The sequence below is a fragment of the Bacteroidales bacterium genome, from assembly GCA_018334875.1.
Taxonomy (GTDB): domain Bacteria; phylum Bacteroidota; class Bacteroidia; order Bacteroidales; family UBA12077; genus JAGXLC01.
The window spans coordinates 1-15,743 of record JAGXLC010000079.1 but is presented as its reverse complement, the minus strand read 5'-3'; the positions used below and the strand labels follow the sequence as shown (position 1 = coordinate 15,743).

The 15,743-nt window shown below is 43.8% G+C and carries 13 protein-coding genes; 10 read left to right on the top strand and 3 right to left on the bottom strand.

What is annotated here, in order from left to right; all coding sequences use genetic code 11:
* Positions 1 to 959 (bottom strand): alpha-L-fucosidase (locus tag KGY70_08645; protein MBS3775242.1); only part of this gene is annotated, 959 nt, incomplete at its 3' end.
* Positions 960 to 1,318: 359 nt separating this feature from the next.
* Between KGY70_08645 and KGY70_08640 the strand changes: the two genes are divergently transcribed.
* The 9 genes from KGY70_08640 to dinB all read left to right on the top strand — a co-directional run bounded on the left by KGY70_08640 (position 1,319) and on the right by dinB (position 12,230).
* Positions 1,319 to 3,502 (top strand): carbohydrate binding family 9 domain-containing protein, encoded by a 2,184-nt coding sequence (locus KGY70_08640; protein MBS3775241.1) that lies wholly within the window; start codon positions 1,319 to 1,321, stop codon positions 3,500 to 3,502.
* A 468-nt stretch (positions 3,503 to 3,970) separates the two neighbouring features.
* The gene (locus KGY70_08635; GenBank protein MBS3775240.1) at positions 3,971 to 4,252 is read left to right on the top strand and encodes a hypothetical protein; all 282 of its coding nucleotides are present in this window, start codon (positions 3,971 to 3,973) and stop codon (positions 4,250 to 4,252) included.
* Between the two features lie 153 nt (positions 4,253 to 4,405).
* Complete coding sequence (locus tag KGY70_08630) at positions 4,406 to 5,164, top strand: SDR family NAD(P)-dependent oxidoreductase (GenBank protein ID MBS3775239.1); 759 nt, start codon at positions 4,406 to 4,408, stop codon at positions 5,162 to 5,164.
* Positions 5,165 to 5,175: 11 nt separating this feature from the next.
* A complete protein-coding gene (locus tag KGY70_08625) occupies positions 5,176 to 6,261 on the top strand; it encodes an Ldh family oxidoreductase (protein ID MBS3775238.1) in 1,086 nt (361 codons plus the stop codon).
* Between the two features lie 220 nt (positions 6,262 to 6,481).
* Complete coding sequence (gene argB / locus KGY70_08620) at positions 6,482 to 7,312, top strand: acetylglutamate kinase (GenBank protein MBS3775237.1); 831 nt, start codon at positions 6,482 to 6,484, stop codon at positions 7,310 to 7,312.
* Positions 7,313 to 7,327: 15 nt separating this feature from the next.
* Entirely contained in the window at positions 7,328 to 8,518 is a 1,191-nt protein-coding gene (locus tag KGY70_08615; GenBank protein ID MBS3775236.1) for an aspartate aminotransferase family protein, read from the top strand.
* A gap of 1 nt (position 8,519) precedes the next feature.
* Positions 8,520 to 9,551, top strand: coding sequence for an N-acetyl-gamma-glutamyl-phosphate reductase (locus KGY70_08610; protein MBS3775235.1), 1,032 nt, complete (start codon positions 8,520 to 8,522; stop codon positions 9,549 to 9,551).
* Positions 9,552 to 9,687: 136 nt separating this feature from the next.
* Positions 9,688 to 10,929 carry a bifunctional glutamate N-acetyltransferase/amino-acid acetyltransferase ArgJ gene (gene argJ / locus KGY70_08605; GenBank protein ID MBS3775234.1) on the top strand — a complete coding sequence of 414 codons (1,242 nt, stop codon included), beginning with the start codon at positions 9,688 to 9,690 and terminating at the stop codon, positions 10,927 to 10,929.
* A gap of 260 nt (positions 10,930 to 11,189) precedes the next feature.
* Complete coding sequence (gene dinB, locus KGY70_08600) at positions 11,190 to 12,230, top strand: DNA polymerase IV (GenBank protein MBS3775233.1); 1,041 nt, start codon at positions 11,190 to 11,192, stop codon at positions 12,228 to 12,230.
* Here dinB and KGY70_08595 read toward each other — a convergent pair.
* Entirely contained in the window at positions 12,227 to 13,144 is a 918-nt protein-coding gene (locus KGY70_08595) for a TIGR01777 family oxidoreductase (GenBank protein MBS3775232.1), read from the bottom strand. The two genes, dinB and KGY70_08595, sit on opposite strands and share 4 nt — an antisense overlap.
* Positions 13,141 to 14,451 carry a deoxyribodipyrimidine photo-lyase gene (locus KGY70_08590; protein ID MBS3775231.1) on the bottom strand — a complete coding sequence of 437 codons (1,311 nt, stop codon included), beginning with the start codon at positions 14,449 to 14,451 and terminating at the stop codon, positions 13,141 to 13,143. Before KGY70_08590 ends, KGY70_08595 begins: the two co-directional genes overlap by 4 nt.
* Positions 14,452 to 14,777: 326 nt before the next feature.
* On the opposite strand from KGY70_08590, the gene KGY70_08585 reads away from it, so the two are divergent.
* Positions 14,778 to 15,659 (top strand): MerR family transcriptional regulator, encoded by an 882-nt coding sequence (locus KGY70_08585; protein MBS3775230.1) that lies wholly within the window; start codon positions 14,778 to 14,780, stop codon positions 15,657 to 15,659.
* Positions 15,660 to 15,743 lie beyond the last annotated feature (84 nt).

The window sequence follows — 15,743 nt, the reverse complement described above, 5'->3', positions numbered from 1 at the left end:
TATCCGAAGGATCCACCAATACCCCGGCAGGATTCCCACTTGTGTTCAATAAGGGTATCTGTCTGAATGCCATATTCATATTCGGTGGTATAAAAATCGCCCCGTTCTCCTCTGACTTCACCCATGCGGTCGTTGACCAGCACTTCTTTGTCCCAGCTTTGAGCGGTGTTGTAGTAATCGGCCATCACCTGTTTGGTTCCCCAAACTTTTACAGGTTCCATCCAGTCACCGTCGAACCACATGATGGCAGGTTTGTACTTGTCGCGCAGTTCTTCCCATCGTTCTTTCCAGTTCTTTACGAAGATGCTGTCCGGGCCGTCTTCTGAAAAATGGGGATTGTTAAAATGCCCGTCTTCAAAGCTGGGATCATAATAATTCATCATCCGGTGATACGAGGGGGCATACTTCATGTCCCTTTCCCTGACAGCCTTGGCCAGCTCGCCGATGATATCCCGTTTGGGTCCCTTGTCTTTGGCATCCCATTCAGTGAGATCGCTGTCCCACATCGGGAAGCCATCGTGATGCTCACCTACGGGAACCACATACCGGGCTCCTGCATCCTTGAATAATTGGGCCCATCGGTCGGGATCCCATTTTTCTGCCGTGAACATCGGGATAAAATCTTTGTAACCGAATTCCGAGAGTTCCCCGTAATGTTGCCGGTGATACTCGTAGGTAGTATCTCCTTCAACATACATGTGAAAAGGATACCACTCTGAGTACTGGCTGGAAGATGATTCGCCCCCAACCGGAGCCCAGGCAGGTACGGCATATACCCCCCAGTGAATAAAAATTCCGAATTTGGCGTCGTCATACCAGTCCGGGACTTCATGTTGCTCAAGCGATTCCCACGTTGGTTCATAAGTTGGTTTTTGTTTACTGCATGAAATGACAAGGCAGCCCGTAATAACTACCAAAAAAATAAGTTGTAGCCGAAAAATTAATGGTTGTGTTTTCATAGCCGTTTAATGATTTTTGAGTTTGTTAAAGATAAAACTTTATATGATGATTTGCAACCCTTCTGCACAGAAATACGGGTAGTGTGCAGATATAACCGTATTAATGACAGCCCGTTTTGCAAACCATTCGGAATGCAGGTTTGACAACAGCCGGAGCAGGCAAGTATTTATTTATGTTGAGATATAATCTATGCTTCAGTTAAATAAGTGTAAGATAACTAAAAGTTTTTTTAACCTTGGTGATTTTTCCCTGGAATTTTTCAAATTTGGCCCCTGACAATAGTTTTGTTTATCGGTCAGAATATAATGTAATCTGTGCCTGGCATTGATTTTTGTCGGGTACCTAAAATCGGTTATGCATGAACATGAGAACATTGTTTTTATTTTTACTTGCCTTTGTCGCCAATGAGGCAATCGGGCAGCAGGTCATTGACTCTGAAATGAGCAACAATCGCCAGACCCATCAGATCAGGATTAAAAAGACCAATGAGGACATTACCATTGATGGCAGACTGGATGAATCTGCATGGCAACAATCTGAGGTGGCCGATGCATTTCACCGTGTGCTGCCTATCGATACGGGTTATGCAAATGCCAAAACCACCGTCAGGTTGACCTATGACGATGAGAACATCTATTTTGGGGTGAAATGTTATGAAAGCATGCCGGGTGAAAATATCGTAGAATCACTGCGGCGTGATTTTGAGTTTGGCAAGAACGACAATTTCCTTCTCTTCATGGATACCTATAACGACCAGACCAATGGTTTTTCCTTTGGTGCCTCCGCTGGGGGTGCCAAGTGGGATGGCCTGCAGTCTGAAGGTGGCGACGTTTCACTAGCCTGGGATTGCAAATGGGAGATGGAGGTAATCGAATATGAGGATTACTGGACCATAGAGATGGCCATACCTTTCAAGAACCTTCAATACCAGGAGGGAGTTAAACAGTGGGGGATCAACTTCTCCAGGCTGGATCTTAAGGAAAATGAAAAATCGAGCTGGGCACCGGTTCCAAGGCAGTTCCCCACAGCAAGCCTGGCCTTTACAGGAACGCTTATATTTGAGGAAGCTCCTCCGGATCCCAAAATGCATGTTTCCCTGATACCCTATGTGATGGGAGAGGTTTCCAAAGATCATCTGGAGGGAGGAGACAGCGAATGGTCCGGTGAGGCCGGCCTCGATGCCAACGTCTCGCTAAGTACCGATCTTACACTTGATCTTACGGTGAATCCTGACTATTCGCAGGTAGAAGTGGATGAGCAGATGACCAATCTCGATCGGTTTGAACTCTTTTTCCCGGAAAAAAGACAGTTCTTTCTGGAAAATAAAGATCTGTTTACCAGTTATGGCAAGGAAAACATCCGGCCATTCTTCTCAAGACGCATTGGTTTGACAAATCCCGTTCAGGCCGGAGCCCGGCTTAGCGGAAAGCTCAATGAAGACATGCGCATTGGCCTTATGAACATGCAGACAGGAACCCGGGGCGACGTGCCGGCAGCCAACTATACGGTGGCTACAATGCAACATCAGGTGTTTTCACGTTCCAATGTAGGGGCATTCTTCATCAACAAACAGCTCACCGTACCCACTGGTAAGGAAAGATTTGAGGATGATAACCGCTTCAACCGGGTATTTGGCGTAGATTATAATCTGGCCAGTGCCAACAACCGGTGGAACGGAAAGGCTTTCTACCATGGCTCGGTTACACCTGACGGCCTTTCCAACGGGCAGGCGGCTTCGGCCACAGTCAATTATTCAACCCAACACTGGGATCTGGACTGGGCCTATGATTACGTAGATGACGACTATCGTGCTGAAACAGGATACATCAGAAGAACAGGATACCACCTGCTTGCTCCGCGTGCTGAATATAAGTTTTATCCCGCTTCAGAAAAGATCGCCAACCACGGTCCCGACGTGCTGTACCAATCCATCTTTGACCCGCAGTGGAACCTGACCGACCGAACCATTCAGTTCAAATATGAATTTGTATTTCTCGACCGGAGCAATCTTTCCCTCAACTATAGAAGGGAATATATTAAACTCCGGAATCCTTTTGATCCTACCCATACTACAGGGGATACCCTTGCTGCAAATACGGATTATAGCTGGGATCAGGCTGAAATCGAATATGAGTCGGATCCCCGCAGCCTGCTGAATTATGATCTAACAGCCGGCTATGGAGGCTTTTTTCACGGAAAGCGGGGTTATGTAGAGGGAAACCTCAAGTATCGCCTTCAGCCCTATGGCAGCATAAGCCTCAACCTGGAGTACAACGATCTGGATTTCCCGGAACCCTATAAAGATGTAGCGTTTTGGCTGCTTGGACCCAAATTTGACCTTACATTTACGCGAAGCCTTTTCCTGACGGTTTTCTGGCAGTATAACGAGCAAATCGACAACATCAACACCAACATCCGTTTTCAGTGGCGTTATGCTCCCGTATCCGATCTGTACATCGTTTACACCGATAACTATTTCCCGGAAAATTTCAGGGAAAAGAACCGGGCGCTGGTAGCCAAGCTGTCGTACTGGTTCAATTAGTTTAGTTGGCAATGGGCAACGGGCAGTTGGCAAACCAAATGCCTCAGTTGACAGAAGAATCAAGGGTCATTGAGTTGTTAGAAAGGGTTTGAGGAAGAAGTTGGCAATGGGTCCCGCATTCTGCGGGAGCAAAACCTGAAAGCTACAGTTGGCAGAGATATTTTACAGTCATTCTGTGGTCATTCATCGATAAGTTGGCAGTTCCTGAAACCTGGAGTTTGCAGTGGAATATAATTGTCATTTATGGCCATTAGGATGTTCCACTCCGACGGATGCTCCCCGTCTGACCGATTGTCTGATATTAGCAAAGCATTTGGCTTCACGGGTATAATAAAGATTATTCCAAAAGATCCAGATGCTTGCATGTCGGTCCGACGGGTGCTTCCCTCTGACCGATTATCAGATATTAAAAAAGAATAACGTTTCCCAGGATGAATAAAGATTATCCAAAAAATTCCGAATACATGCATGTCGGTCGGACGGGTGCGTTCCACGATAGAATCCCTATGTACCAATAATAATTTCCTTTGCACCGGTAAAAAACTATCCTGTACCAGCAGAAATCCCTTGCTTTCCGGGAAAATGATCTATTGTACCGGCGAAGAAACCCATTGTACCGGAAATATATCGATTGTACCGAAAGAATATGCCATTGTACCGCTCAAAAATTTAAATGTACCGGAAGATAATGTAATTGTACCCATAAAACATGTGACTGTACCGGAGAAAAACGCGATTGTACCGGAATAAAATGTGAGTGTACCGAAGCATAAACCGTTTGTACCGATAAAAAATGCGGTTGTACCGGAAAAATATTCAATGGTAGCGAAGAAATGTTCGATCCATCATTCTTCCTATAATTTTGTTTATTTTAGCATCCGAACCCAAAAAAATACTGAAGATATGAGCAGGATAGCACTAATTACAGGAGCCACAGCAGGAATAGGCCGTGCCACAGCGCTGAAGCTGGCTGAAAATGGGTGGAGTGTAATCATTACAGGAAGAAGGAGTGAAAGGCTTGAAAGCCTCAAAGAAGCCATAGAAAAAAACTACTCCGCCCAGGCGTATATTCTGAGCTTTGACATAAGAGACAAACATGAGGTGTTTAACTCAATTGACAGCCTCCCCGAGAAGTGGAAAAACATCCGGGTGTTGATCAACAATGCAGGACTGGCTGCGGGATTGAGTCATATACAGGAGGGTGAGATTGATGACTGGGAACGGATGATCGACACCAATGTTAAGGGGCTTCTCTACATCACGCGAAAGATTGCTCCGCGGATGATCGAACAAGGTTCCGGGCACATTCTGAATGTTGCTTCCATAGCGGGTCATGAAGTTTATGAAAAAGGCAATGTGTATTGTGCCTCAAAACACGCAGTAGAAGCCCTTTCAAAAGCCATGCGGATAGACATGCTGAAGGATAAGATCAAGGTTACCAATATTTCGCCGGGCATGGTAGAAACCGAGTTCTCTCTGGTTAGGTTTAAAGGAGATGAAGAGAAAGCAAAAAAAGCCTACAAGGGCTTTACTCCATTGACCGGCGATGATGTGGCCGAAGTGATACTATTTGCAGTCAATCAGCCCAAACATGTGAATCTGAATAATATTGAAATAACGGCTACGGATCAGGCCAACTCATTTTATAAGGACGTTCGTTAACAAATTTAAGCATGATGTATTCAGCAGATTATTTAAGGAATTTTATCTTCCGGCTTTTCAGCAAGCTGGGTTGTCCTGAGGATGATGCTTCAACAATAGCAGATATATTGGTTGCTGCAGAACGAAGGGGGATATCCTCCCATGGCATGATCCGGATCAAGAATTATTATTTAATGCATGAAAAGGGCAGGATCAACGTGCGGCCGGAAATACAAACCATCAGGGAGACGCCCAGTACTGCAGTAGTTGACGGTGGCGGTGCTTATGGAATGGTGGCAGCCAAACGGTCTATGCAAATTGCCATTGAAAAAGCAAGGAAGGCAGGTACCGGATGGGTTACCACTAAAAATTCCAATCATTTCGGTATAGCGGGTTATTATTCGATGATGGCCCTGGAGGAAGACATGATTGGCATCGCCATGACCAATGCCAATCCGTTTGTGGCTCCTACCTTTTCCAAAAGCCGGTTGCTGGGCACCAATCCTGTTGCTGTGGCAATACCGGCAGGTAAATATCCTCCGTATGTTGCCGACTTTGCCACAACACCCATTGCCAGGGGCAAACTTACCATAAAAGGCAGACAGGGGGAATCTGTTGAAGAAGGGCTTGTACAGGATGCCGAAGGCCGGCCTTCTACAGATCCGGATGTCATCAAAGAGGGAGGGGCAATTCTTCCGTTGGGCAGCGATCGTGCGCACGGAAGTCACAAAGGGTATTGCCTGAATTCCATTGTGGATATCTTTTCTGCCGTATTTTCCGGTGCCAACTTCGGGCCCTTCGTACCCCCTCAGGTGCCCTTCCTTTCACCACCGGATGAACAGGTAGGAGAAGGACTGGGCCATTTTTTCGGTGCCATGCGTATTGATGCATTTCAGGAGAAAGAGGAATTCAAAAACAGAATGGACAAATGGATGGAAACTTTCCGAAAGGCAGAAAACATAGATGGAGAGCCTGAGGTAATGATACCGGGTGATCCGGAGAGGGCAATGGAGAAAAAAACGAATCGGGAAGGCATTGAACTCCTGAATTCTGTGGAAAAAGATCTTGGTGAACTCGCGGACAAGCTGGGCCTCGATTTTGAGATCAAAAGAGGTTGATTTTTTGTATGGTTAGAGGAATTTGTTTAACTTTCGCTCCGATTATAGCAGGTATATTGTAATCCGGGAACATGAGTACCTTACCGGTCAAATTCTTGCTTTTTTTGGCAAAACTTGCCCGGTAAGGTAACGGAATTATTCTGTCCTTAATTGAAATAAGGTGGACGGCAAACACCACCTTATTACATGATATTGTTAAATATACGATGATCTTGTTACAATGATGAAAGCAAACCAGGCCACTGGTGTGGTTCTTATTAAGTATGGCGGTAATGCCATGCTGGATGATGCAGTAACCCGTGAGCTCCTGAATGAAGTATATCAACTCACCAGGAAGGAGTATCATGTGGTTTTGGTTCATGGCGGAGGACCGTTTATTGAGGATACCCTTAAGCTGGCCGGTATCGACACGGAATTTATAGAGGGCCACCGGAAGACCAGCGGCGAAGCCATGAAATACATCGAAATGGCACTCAAAGGTCATGTAAATAGCAAACTGGTTCGGTTGTTGAATGAACAGGACCTTAAAGCTGTTGGCCTGTCCGGTAAGGATGGCAAAATGGTGCAGGTGGAAAAAAGATACCATACCGATCAGGATGGCAATCAGGTTGACATAGGATATGTGGGGAATGTCAAAAACATTGATACCTCCCTTCTGGATATTCTGCTGGACAATGATTTTATCCCGGTGGTTTCAACCATTTCTGCCGGTGAGGATGGAGCGGATTACAATGTAAATGCCGATATGTTTGCCGGATATCTTGCCGGCTCATTAAAAGCAAAACACTTTATCATGCTTACCGACGTTGACGGGTTGCTGAAAGACCCTTCCGAACCTTCATCATTGATCAGGGAATTAAAGATAACGGAAATGGACAGCCTTTACGGGGATGTGATTAAAGGCGGCATGATACCCAAAACGGAAGCCTGCAAAACAGCCATTGAGAACGGAGCCGAATCAGCATTGATCATCAATGGGAAAAAGCCCGAACGCCTGATGGAAAGTATCAAAGAAACAAAAAACATTCAGGGAACCCGGTTTGTCAAATAAAATCAATCAGTTTATATGGATAAGAAGAAAACCAATTATCAGGAGCTGGATCAAAGGTATTATCTACCGACATTCAATCGGTTTCCGGTTACCCTTATCAAGGGAAAAGGAAGCCGTGTGTGGGATGATAACGGCAAGGAATATATCGACGCCATGGCAGGAATTGCAGTAAACAGTGCAGGACATTGTCATCCACACATCGTAAAAGCGATTCAGAGCCAGGCGGAAGATCTCATACACATTTCCAATTTTTATTTAAGCAAGCCGCAGGCCCTTCTTTCAGAGAAACTGGCAGCAATAAGTGGTTTAGATCGGGTTTTTTTCGCCAATAGTGGTGCCGAAGCCAATGAAGGGGCGGTTAAACTGGCAAGAAAATATGCCCATACCCACAATCGGGGAGGTACGGTGATCAGTTTTTCCGGATGTTTTCACGGCCGGACCCTGGCTACCATTGCTATGGGCAAAGAGAAGATGCAGGAAGGTTTTGAACCCATACCCGAAGGCTTCCGTATGATTCCTTTTAATGATATAGAGGCTGTAAAAGAAGCCGTTAACAGTGATGTGGCAGCCATCATCATTGAACCCGTGCAGGGAGAAGGCGGAATCCATATAGCCGATAAAACATTTATGAAGCAGTTGCGGGAAATATGTGATCAAGAGAACATAGTGCTGATCTTTGATGAAATTCAATGTGGCATGGCGCGAACCGGCAAATTTTTCGCCAAAGAACATTTCGGTGTACAGCCGGATATTCTTACTTCTGCCAAATCTTTGGGAAGTGGAGTGCCCATCAGTGCCATTATCACTAATGAGAAAGTTTCCGGAGTGATTGGTTTCGGCGACCATGGTACTACCTTTGGCGGCAATCCGCTGGCTACTGCCGCGGCGCTTGCAGCTATTGAGGTAACAGAGGATGAAGAACTCGCCAAACAGGCTGCGGAAAAAGGAGAATGGATGAAAAACCAGATCCTTAACAACCAGCCGAAAAAGTACGGGATCAGGGAAGTTCGTGGTTTGGGCCTGATGATCGGGATTGAATTTGAGTTTGAGACCAAGCCCATTGTAACCAGAATGCTCGATAAAGGAGTGCTTGCAAACGCAACGGCCGATAATGTGTTACGCTTTGTCCCTCCTTTAAACATCACCTATAACGAGCTGAATACCGTACTGGACGTTATGTATCAATCACTGAAAGAATCAATGTAATATGAAAAAAGTAGCGATCATAGGGGCCACAGGATATACAGGGTCGGAGCTGGTGCGAATCCTGGCTTTCCATAAGCAGATTCAGATAGAGCTCATTACATCGGAAACTTATCAGGGTAAGAAGTTTTCCGACATCCATCCTCAATTTCAGGGAATATGCGATATTGAATTAAGCTCTGCAGAGGATATCGGAAATTACCATCCGGACCTGGTTTTTCTGGCATTACCCCATGGAGTGTCTATGGAATATGTAAAAAAATGGAAAGACCATCCGTTTAAGATCATTGATCTTTCGGGGGATTTCAGGCTCAGCTCTCCGAATAGTTATTATGAATGGTATAATATAGAACACTCCTACCCTGAAGGTTTTAAAGAGGCCGTTTTTGGTCTTCCGGAATTATACCGGGAACATATTGCAGAGAGCGCACTTGTGGCCAATCCCGGTTGTTTCCCTACCGGTGCGATCCTGGGTGCTTATCCACTGCTAAAGGAAGGTTTGATTCAACCTCAGCGGATATTTGTGGATGCGAAAACCGGCGTAACAGGAGCCGGAGTGAAGCCCAAAACAGTGACCCATTTCCCCAATGTGAACGATAATTTTAAAGCATACGGTTTGAAAAGCCACCGCCACACCATTGAAATACAGGAAATATTAACCGAATCATCGGGGGAGAAAAGTACCGTTCAGTTTACCCCCCATCTTTTGCCTGTAGACCGGGGCATTTTGACTTCCATTTATGCCATTCCTGCAGGAAAAATATCGGACGAAGAAGTAAAAGCATTATACCAGCGTTATTATATAGAGGAGCCTTTTATCAGGCTTCGTGATAAGCCTCCTGAAATCAAGCAGGTAAGGGGTACCAATTACACGGATATAGCCGCTTATTTTGATGAAAGGACGGGCAATATTCTGGTATTTACGGCCATTGATAATCTTGTTAAAGGAGCTGCGGGGCAGGCTGTTCAAAATATGAACCTTATGCTGGGATTTGAGGAGAAGGAAGCCCTTGATTTGATCCCAATCATGCCGTAAATGAAATATAGGATACGATATTTGTTTTTCTTGTATAACAATTAATTCAAAACGGTTGACTGAAACAACAAATGCAATCCTGTTTGATTGCAATCTGATAAATACTATGTACCATTAATAAAAATTTCCTTGGATTATGAGTAACAAATCGGTAAATACCAATGATCTTCTGAATAACATTACCAGTGTTAAAGGAATAAAGTGCTGGGGAGCCCACACCGGAATCAAATCCATGCGGCGGGACCTGGCCATCATTTTTTCCGAAGCTCCTGCGAATGCTTCAGCTACATTCACATTGAATGATGTAGTAGCCGAACCGGTAAAACTGACCAGGAAACACCTTCATGATAACCGGGCACAGGCTGTTGTTGTTAATTCAGGTAATGCCAATGCATGTACGGGAGAACAAGGCTACGAAGGAGCAGAGGCCATGGCTCAAACCACTGCCGAGGGCCTCGAAATCGATAAAGAGTTGGTGGTGGTGGCTTCAACCGGCTTGATCGGTGGAACATTTCCCACGGAAGATATTGTGACGGGAATTAAGGAGAATATTCCCAAGCTTTCCAATAGCCCTAAAGCAGGAAGCTTTGCCGCAAATGCCATATTAACCACGGATACTTTTGCCAAAGAAGGACACCTTAGTTTTGATCTGGATGGAAAAGAGGTGAATATCGCCGGAATTGCCAAAGGCTCCGGGATGATCCATCCGAATATGGCTACCATGCTGTGTTTTATTTTTACCGATGCGGCTATTGATAAAAGCCTGCTGGATGAAACCGTCAAAAAGGCAGTGGAAACATCCTTCAATATGATTACCGTAGATGGGGATACTTCAACAAATGACATGGTGGTGGTTTTGGCAAACGGAATGGCTGAAAACAATGAGATCAAATCGAAAGATGACCCCAACTTTAAGATTTTTGAAGAGCATCTCTCGGAGATGATGCTGCATCTGGCTAAACTGATTATATCGGACGCCGAAGGCGCTTCCAAATTTATTGAATACAAGATAACAAACGCTGATTCATACCAGACAGCCAAAAAGCTGGCCCGCACCATTTCAGATTCCCTGCTTGTCAAGACGGCGATGTTCGGGCGCGATCCGAACTGGGGAAGGATCATTATGGCTGCAGGAAATGCAGGAATTCATTTTGACGTATCTCAGGTTGATCTTTATATAGGCAACGAGAAAGAGTTGATCCGGATACTGGATAAGGGTGTACCGGTAGATTTCGACCGGAATCTGATGAAGAAAATGCTGAGGGAGTCTCACATCCGGGTACATCTCAGTCTGAACAGAGGAGAGGCTGAAGCCGTAGCCTGGGGATCGGATATTACCACGGATTATGTTATGTTTAACTCAGTTTATACGACTTAATTCCTGAATTATCTGATCCGGATAAATTATTAAAAATTTCAAATAACAAAAAACAAATTCCAAATAATAACCAATGATCAATTTTTCAATTTCGAAACAAGAATAGCTAAGTTTGAATATTTGAATCATTGGAATTTGAATATTATTTGGATTTTGGTATTTGTTATTTGGTGCTTATCTTCTGCTCGATTCGTATCATAATTTAAAGTGAAACACAGCTAAAAAGATTTTGCTTGGTAAGAAAGATCATACACATAGATATGGATGCTTTCTATGCCTCTATTGAGCAACGGGATAATCCGGAACTGAAGGGAAAGCCTGTTGCGGTTGGTAAAGGCAGTGAGCGGGGAGTAGTATCCGCAGCGAGCTATGAAGCAAGGAAATATGGCATTCATTCTGCTATGTCTTCTAAAATAGCCAGACAAAAATGTCCCGGCTTAATTTTTGTGCCGGGCCGAATGGATGTGTATAAAGCTGTATCAAGGGAGTTCATGGAGATTTTCTTTGACTATACCGACCTGGTGGAACCCCTTTCTCTGGATGAAGCCTTCCTGGATGTCACCGAAAACAAGAAAAATATCGATAGTGCAACCCGTATTGCTAAAGAAATCAGGGAAAGGATCCGCGAAAAGACAGGGTTAACGGCTTCAGCCGGTGTTTCCATAAATAAATTCCTGGCCAAGATTGCCTCTGACTATGATAAACCGGACGGATTGTATGTCATTCCACCCGAAAAAGCCGAAGAATTTGTCGCTGAGCTTCCCGTAGAGAAATTCCACGGAGTAGGCAGCGTAACCGCTGAAAAGATGCACCAACTCGGCATTCATACGGGTGCTGACTTGAAACAAAAATCCCTCGCGTGGCTTAATAAATATTTTGGCAAAGTGGGGTTGCATTATTACAACATTTCCCGTGCCATCGATGAAAGGGAAGTCAACCCCGAGCGCATCCGAAAGTCGGTAGGTACCGAACGTACTTTTGATAAAGACCTCCAAACCCGTTTTGAGATCATTACAGCCTTATATCATATTGAGAAAGAGCTTATGAAGAGAATGGAGCGTTCCGCATCATATGGCAAAACCCTCACATTAAAGGTGAAGTTCAGCGATTTTAAGCAAATAACCCGCAGTAAAACCCTCCCGGAAACCATCCATAATTTTAATCTCCTTCACAATACCACCAAAGAGATATTCAATCATCTGGATTTTGGAGATAAGAAGATCAGATTGTTGGGGCTTTCAGTTTCTCAGTTAAATAACGAGCGTAAAGAACAACCCATCCAACTGGAATTTGATTTTTAGCGATTCAACAGGTCCCTGAGGGCACTTTCCAGATCTTTGTACTTAAACTCATAACCGATCTTCTCTAATTTATCAGGCATTACTTTTTGACCTTGTAATATCATTTCTTTGGCCATATCCCCCAGAGTCATCTTTAGAAAGAAAGCCGGGGCGGGAAGCCATGAAGGTTTGTTCATGACTTTACCAAGCGTTGTGGCGAACTCTTGCATGGTGACAGGATTGGGTGCGGTCAGATTGTAAGGGCCTTCCAGTCCTTTTGTTTCTGCAAGTTTGACAATGGCCTCCGTTTCGTCATCTATATGGATCCATGAAAGCCATTGTTTTCCACTTCCCAGCGGCCCTCCAACAAAGAACCTGAATGATTTCATCATTTGGGGCAATATACCGCCTTCTCTGCCCAGGACAATCCCCGTCCGTACGAATATTTTTCGGGTATTATCCTCTTTTACATTTCGGACCGAATCTTCCCATTGTTGAGCCACCATGGGCAAGAAACCTTCACCCGTTGGAGATTGCTCCGTAAAGGTCTGGTCTTCGCTGAATCCGTAGTAGCCAATGGCTGAACCCTGAATGAGCAGGTAAGGTTTATCTTCGCTTTGTTTGAGGGCAAAACTAAGGGCTTTGCCAATATTTACCCGGCTTGAAAGGATTTTTCGCTTCTGATCCCCTTTCCAGAGTTTGCCTCCCAGGTTCTCTCCAGCCAGGTTGATGACGATATGAACTTTGTGGGCATATTCCTGCAATAAAATGTATTCATCGGTTTTCCACTGCTGAATAAAAACCCTGTCACCGAAAAGCCGGCGTGCTTTTTGATCATCCCGGGTAAAAATGTATATTTCATGATTTCTTTCCAATAATTTTTCAACCAGCGGTTTTCCTATAAACCCCGTGGCGCCGATTACCAGTATCTTCATAATTTATCCTTTTTTAGTGCTTTGCCATAAACCTGCAGAGCCCTTTCACGAGCAAATTTATGACTTACTATTGGTTTTTCATATCCCGGATCCCTGAATTCCGGCACCCACTTTTCAATATACCGATATTGAGGATCGAATCTCTCGGTTTGCCGGTAAGGGTTGAAAATTCTAAAATAGGGTGCCGCATCACAGCCGCTGCCGGCAGCCCATTGCCATCCGCCGTTGTTGGAGGCAAGTTCATAGTCAAGCAATTTTTCTGCGAAATAAGATTCACCCCATCGCCAGTCGATCAGCAAATGTTTGGTTAAAAAAGAAGCCACAATCATCCGTATTCGGTTGTGCATGTATCCTGTTTGGTTTAATTGACGCATGCCGGCATCTACAATAGGATATCCGGTTTTCCCGCTACACCATGCGGTGAAATCTTCTTCATCGTTGCGCCATTCTATTTCATCGTACTGAGGCTTAAATGAGTGGTCGGTTACATGAGGAAAATGCCACAGGATCATCATGTAAAAGTCTCTCCATATCAATTCATTCAACCACGTTTCATTTAGCCTGAGACCCTTTTCAACTGCCTGCCGTATACTTATGGTGCCGAATCGCAAGTGAATGCCCAATCGTGTGGTTCCATCAAGATAAGGATAGTCCCGGTTCAGATGGTAATTGGAGATCACCTCTTCATTTAATTCACCCGGTGGAAAAGACATGCCGGTTTTTTTAAATCCCATTTCATCCATGGAAGGAAAGTTATAGGGCTTTGTTTTGATAAACCGATGTTGATAATCCATGGCAGCGTATCGGACCGTGGACTCCTTGCTGAGCTGATCCTTCCATTTCCTCATATAAGGAGTGTAAACTGTATAAGGCTTTCCATCTTTTTTCACGATTTCCTCTTTTTCAAAAATGGCCTGATCTTTAAAGGATTTTACCTGGATATGATTTTTCTCTAAAAATTGGAAAATTCTAAGGTCTCTGGCGATGGCATATGGCTCATAATCATGATTAAAATAAACCTGCTCTATTGGATAGTCCCGTATCAAAAAGCCAAACTGATCAAGGGGCTTTCCATGCAATATTTTCAATGAAGTACCCTGTTTTTCCAGATGGGCTTTCAGTTGCCTGAGCCGGTTATAAATGAATTCAACACGACCGTCATATAATTGCTCAAGCCCGTCTAGAATGTCGGTATCAAAAATAAATACCGGCAAAACCCGTTCATTTTCCTTAAGGGCATGATATAATCCACAATTGTCATCCAAGCGGAGATCTCTTCTGAACCAGAATAGGGTTATCTTTTTCATATAAAGCCAAATAAATCTTTTTTTTCTTACAAAGGAGGCATTGTTTAATCCCTTTTTATAGTTTTCAAACTAAAATGATGATATTTGTAGCGAAATTTATTTAAAAAATACATGCATTGCAATTGTTATAACGATAAAATTCCTGAATGTCAAGCAAAATATATTTATTCTGATCTTATTGGTTTTTAGGGTCGCTATGTCTAAATAGAATGATTATGGCTTAAACAAATGTATTGTATAATTGTTAAATAAACGAACGGTTTAGTTCTTTTCCCATAAGGAAAGGTAAAGTTTTATCAGTATGTTTCATTTAATAAGGAAAATGCATGTCGCGGTATTCAATAAAGGAACTGGAAAAGTTATCGGGAATTAAGGCACATACCATCAGGATTTGGGAAAAGCGTTATAATGTCATTCAACCCAAACGAACCCAAACCAACATTCGGTATTACTCTGAGCATGATTTGAAGAAATTACTCAATATAGCCATTTTGAACCGGGAAGGCCGGAAAATTTCCGATATATCCAAACTCAATAATCATGAGTTGACTGAAAAAGTGATGAGGTTCACTTATAATTCCATAAATCTGGAAAGCCAGATTGAGAAGCTGGTAATTGCCATGGTGGAGCTTGATGAGACGAAATTTGACCAAATATTGTCCAATGCCATCATGCATGAAGGTTTTGAGCAAACCATCATCAAATTGATTTTTCCTTTCCTGGCACGAATTGGTTTGTTATGGCAGACCGGCTCAATCAATCCGGCTCAGGAGCATTTTATCTCCAATCTTTTAAGACAAAAGATAATGGTGGCCATTGACAACCTGAGAATACCAGACCGTAAGGACGCCAAAACCTTTATCCTCTTTCTTCCGGAAGACGAATTTCATGAGTTGGGCCTTCTTTTCTATAATTATTTGATTAAAAAAGCGGGACAAAACGTGATCTATCTGGGCAGTTCCGTTCCCTTCAGCGACCTGGTCGAAACCAACCAGCTTATCAAATCTGATTATCTGTTTACCGCCATAACAACTGCTTTGAGCGGAAATCAACTAAAGCGCTATATAGAGCAACTCTCTGATACATTTTCCAGACAAATAATCTTCATAGCCGGAATGAAAATTCATGAGGCCGATTTTAGCCTCCCCGGAAATGTTGAAAAGGTTTTCTCCCCATCAGATATTCAGGAACGACTGAAATCTATCTGAACCCACCCTTCCGGTTTACACAATATCCCATACCAGATAACAGAAATACAGGGAGATGATCTTGGTATTCTAACCTGGATCATT

Coding starts and splice junctions, on each gene's coding strand:
- KGY70_08610 (MBS3775235.1), top strand. CDS start 8,520: ATGAAAAAAGTAGCGATCATAGGGGCCACAGGATATACAGGGTCGGAG.
- KGY70_08635 (MBS3775240.1), top strand. CDS start 3,971: ATGTCGGTCGGACGGGTGCGTTCCACGATAGAATCCCTATGTACCAAT.
- KGY70_08630 (MBS3775239.1), top strand. CDS start 4,406: ATGAGCAGGATAGCACTAATTACAGGAGCCACAGCAGGAATAGGCCGT.
- argJ (MBS3775234.1), top strand. CDS start 9,688: ATGAGTAACAAATCGGTAAATACCAATGATCTTCTGAATAACATTACC.
- KGY70_08590 (MBS3775231.1), bottom strand. CDS start 14,451: ATGAAAAAGATAACCCTATTCTGGTTCAGAAGAGATCTCCGCTTGGAT.
- KGY70_08595 (MBS3775232.1), bottom strand. CDS start 13,144: ATGAAGATACTGGTAATCGGCGCCACGGGGTTTATAGGAAAACCGCTG.
- dinB (MBS3775233.1), top strand. CDS start 11,190: ATGGATGCTTTCTATGCCTCTATTGAGCAACGGGATAATCCGGAACTG.
- KGY70_08585 (MBS3775230.1), top strand. CDS start 14,778: ATGTCGCGGTATTCAATAAAGGAACTGGAAAAGTTATCGGGAATTAAG.
- KGY70_08625 (MBS3775238.1), top strand. CDS start 5,176: ATGATGTATTCAGCAGATTATTTAAGGAATTTTATCTTCCGGCTTTTC.
- KGY70_08615 (MBS3775236.1), top strand. CDS start 7,328: ATGGATAAGAAGAAAACCAATTATCAGGAGCTGGATCAAAGGTATTAT.
- argB (MBS3775237.1), top strand. CDS start 6,482: ATGATGAAAGCAAACCAGGCCACTGGTGTGGTTCTTATTAAGTATGGC.
- KGY70_08640 (MBS3775241.1), top strand. CDS start 1,319: ATGAACATGAGAACATTGTTTTTATTTTTACTTGCCTTTGTCGCCAAT.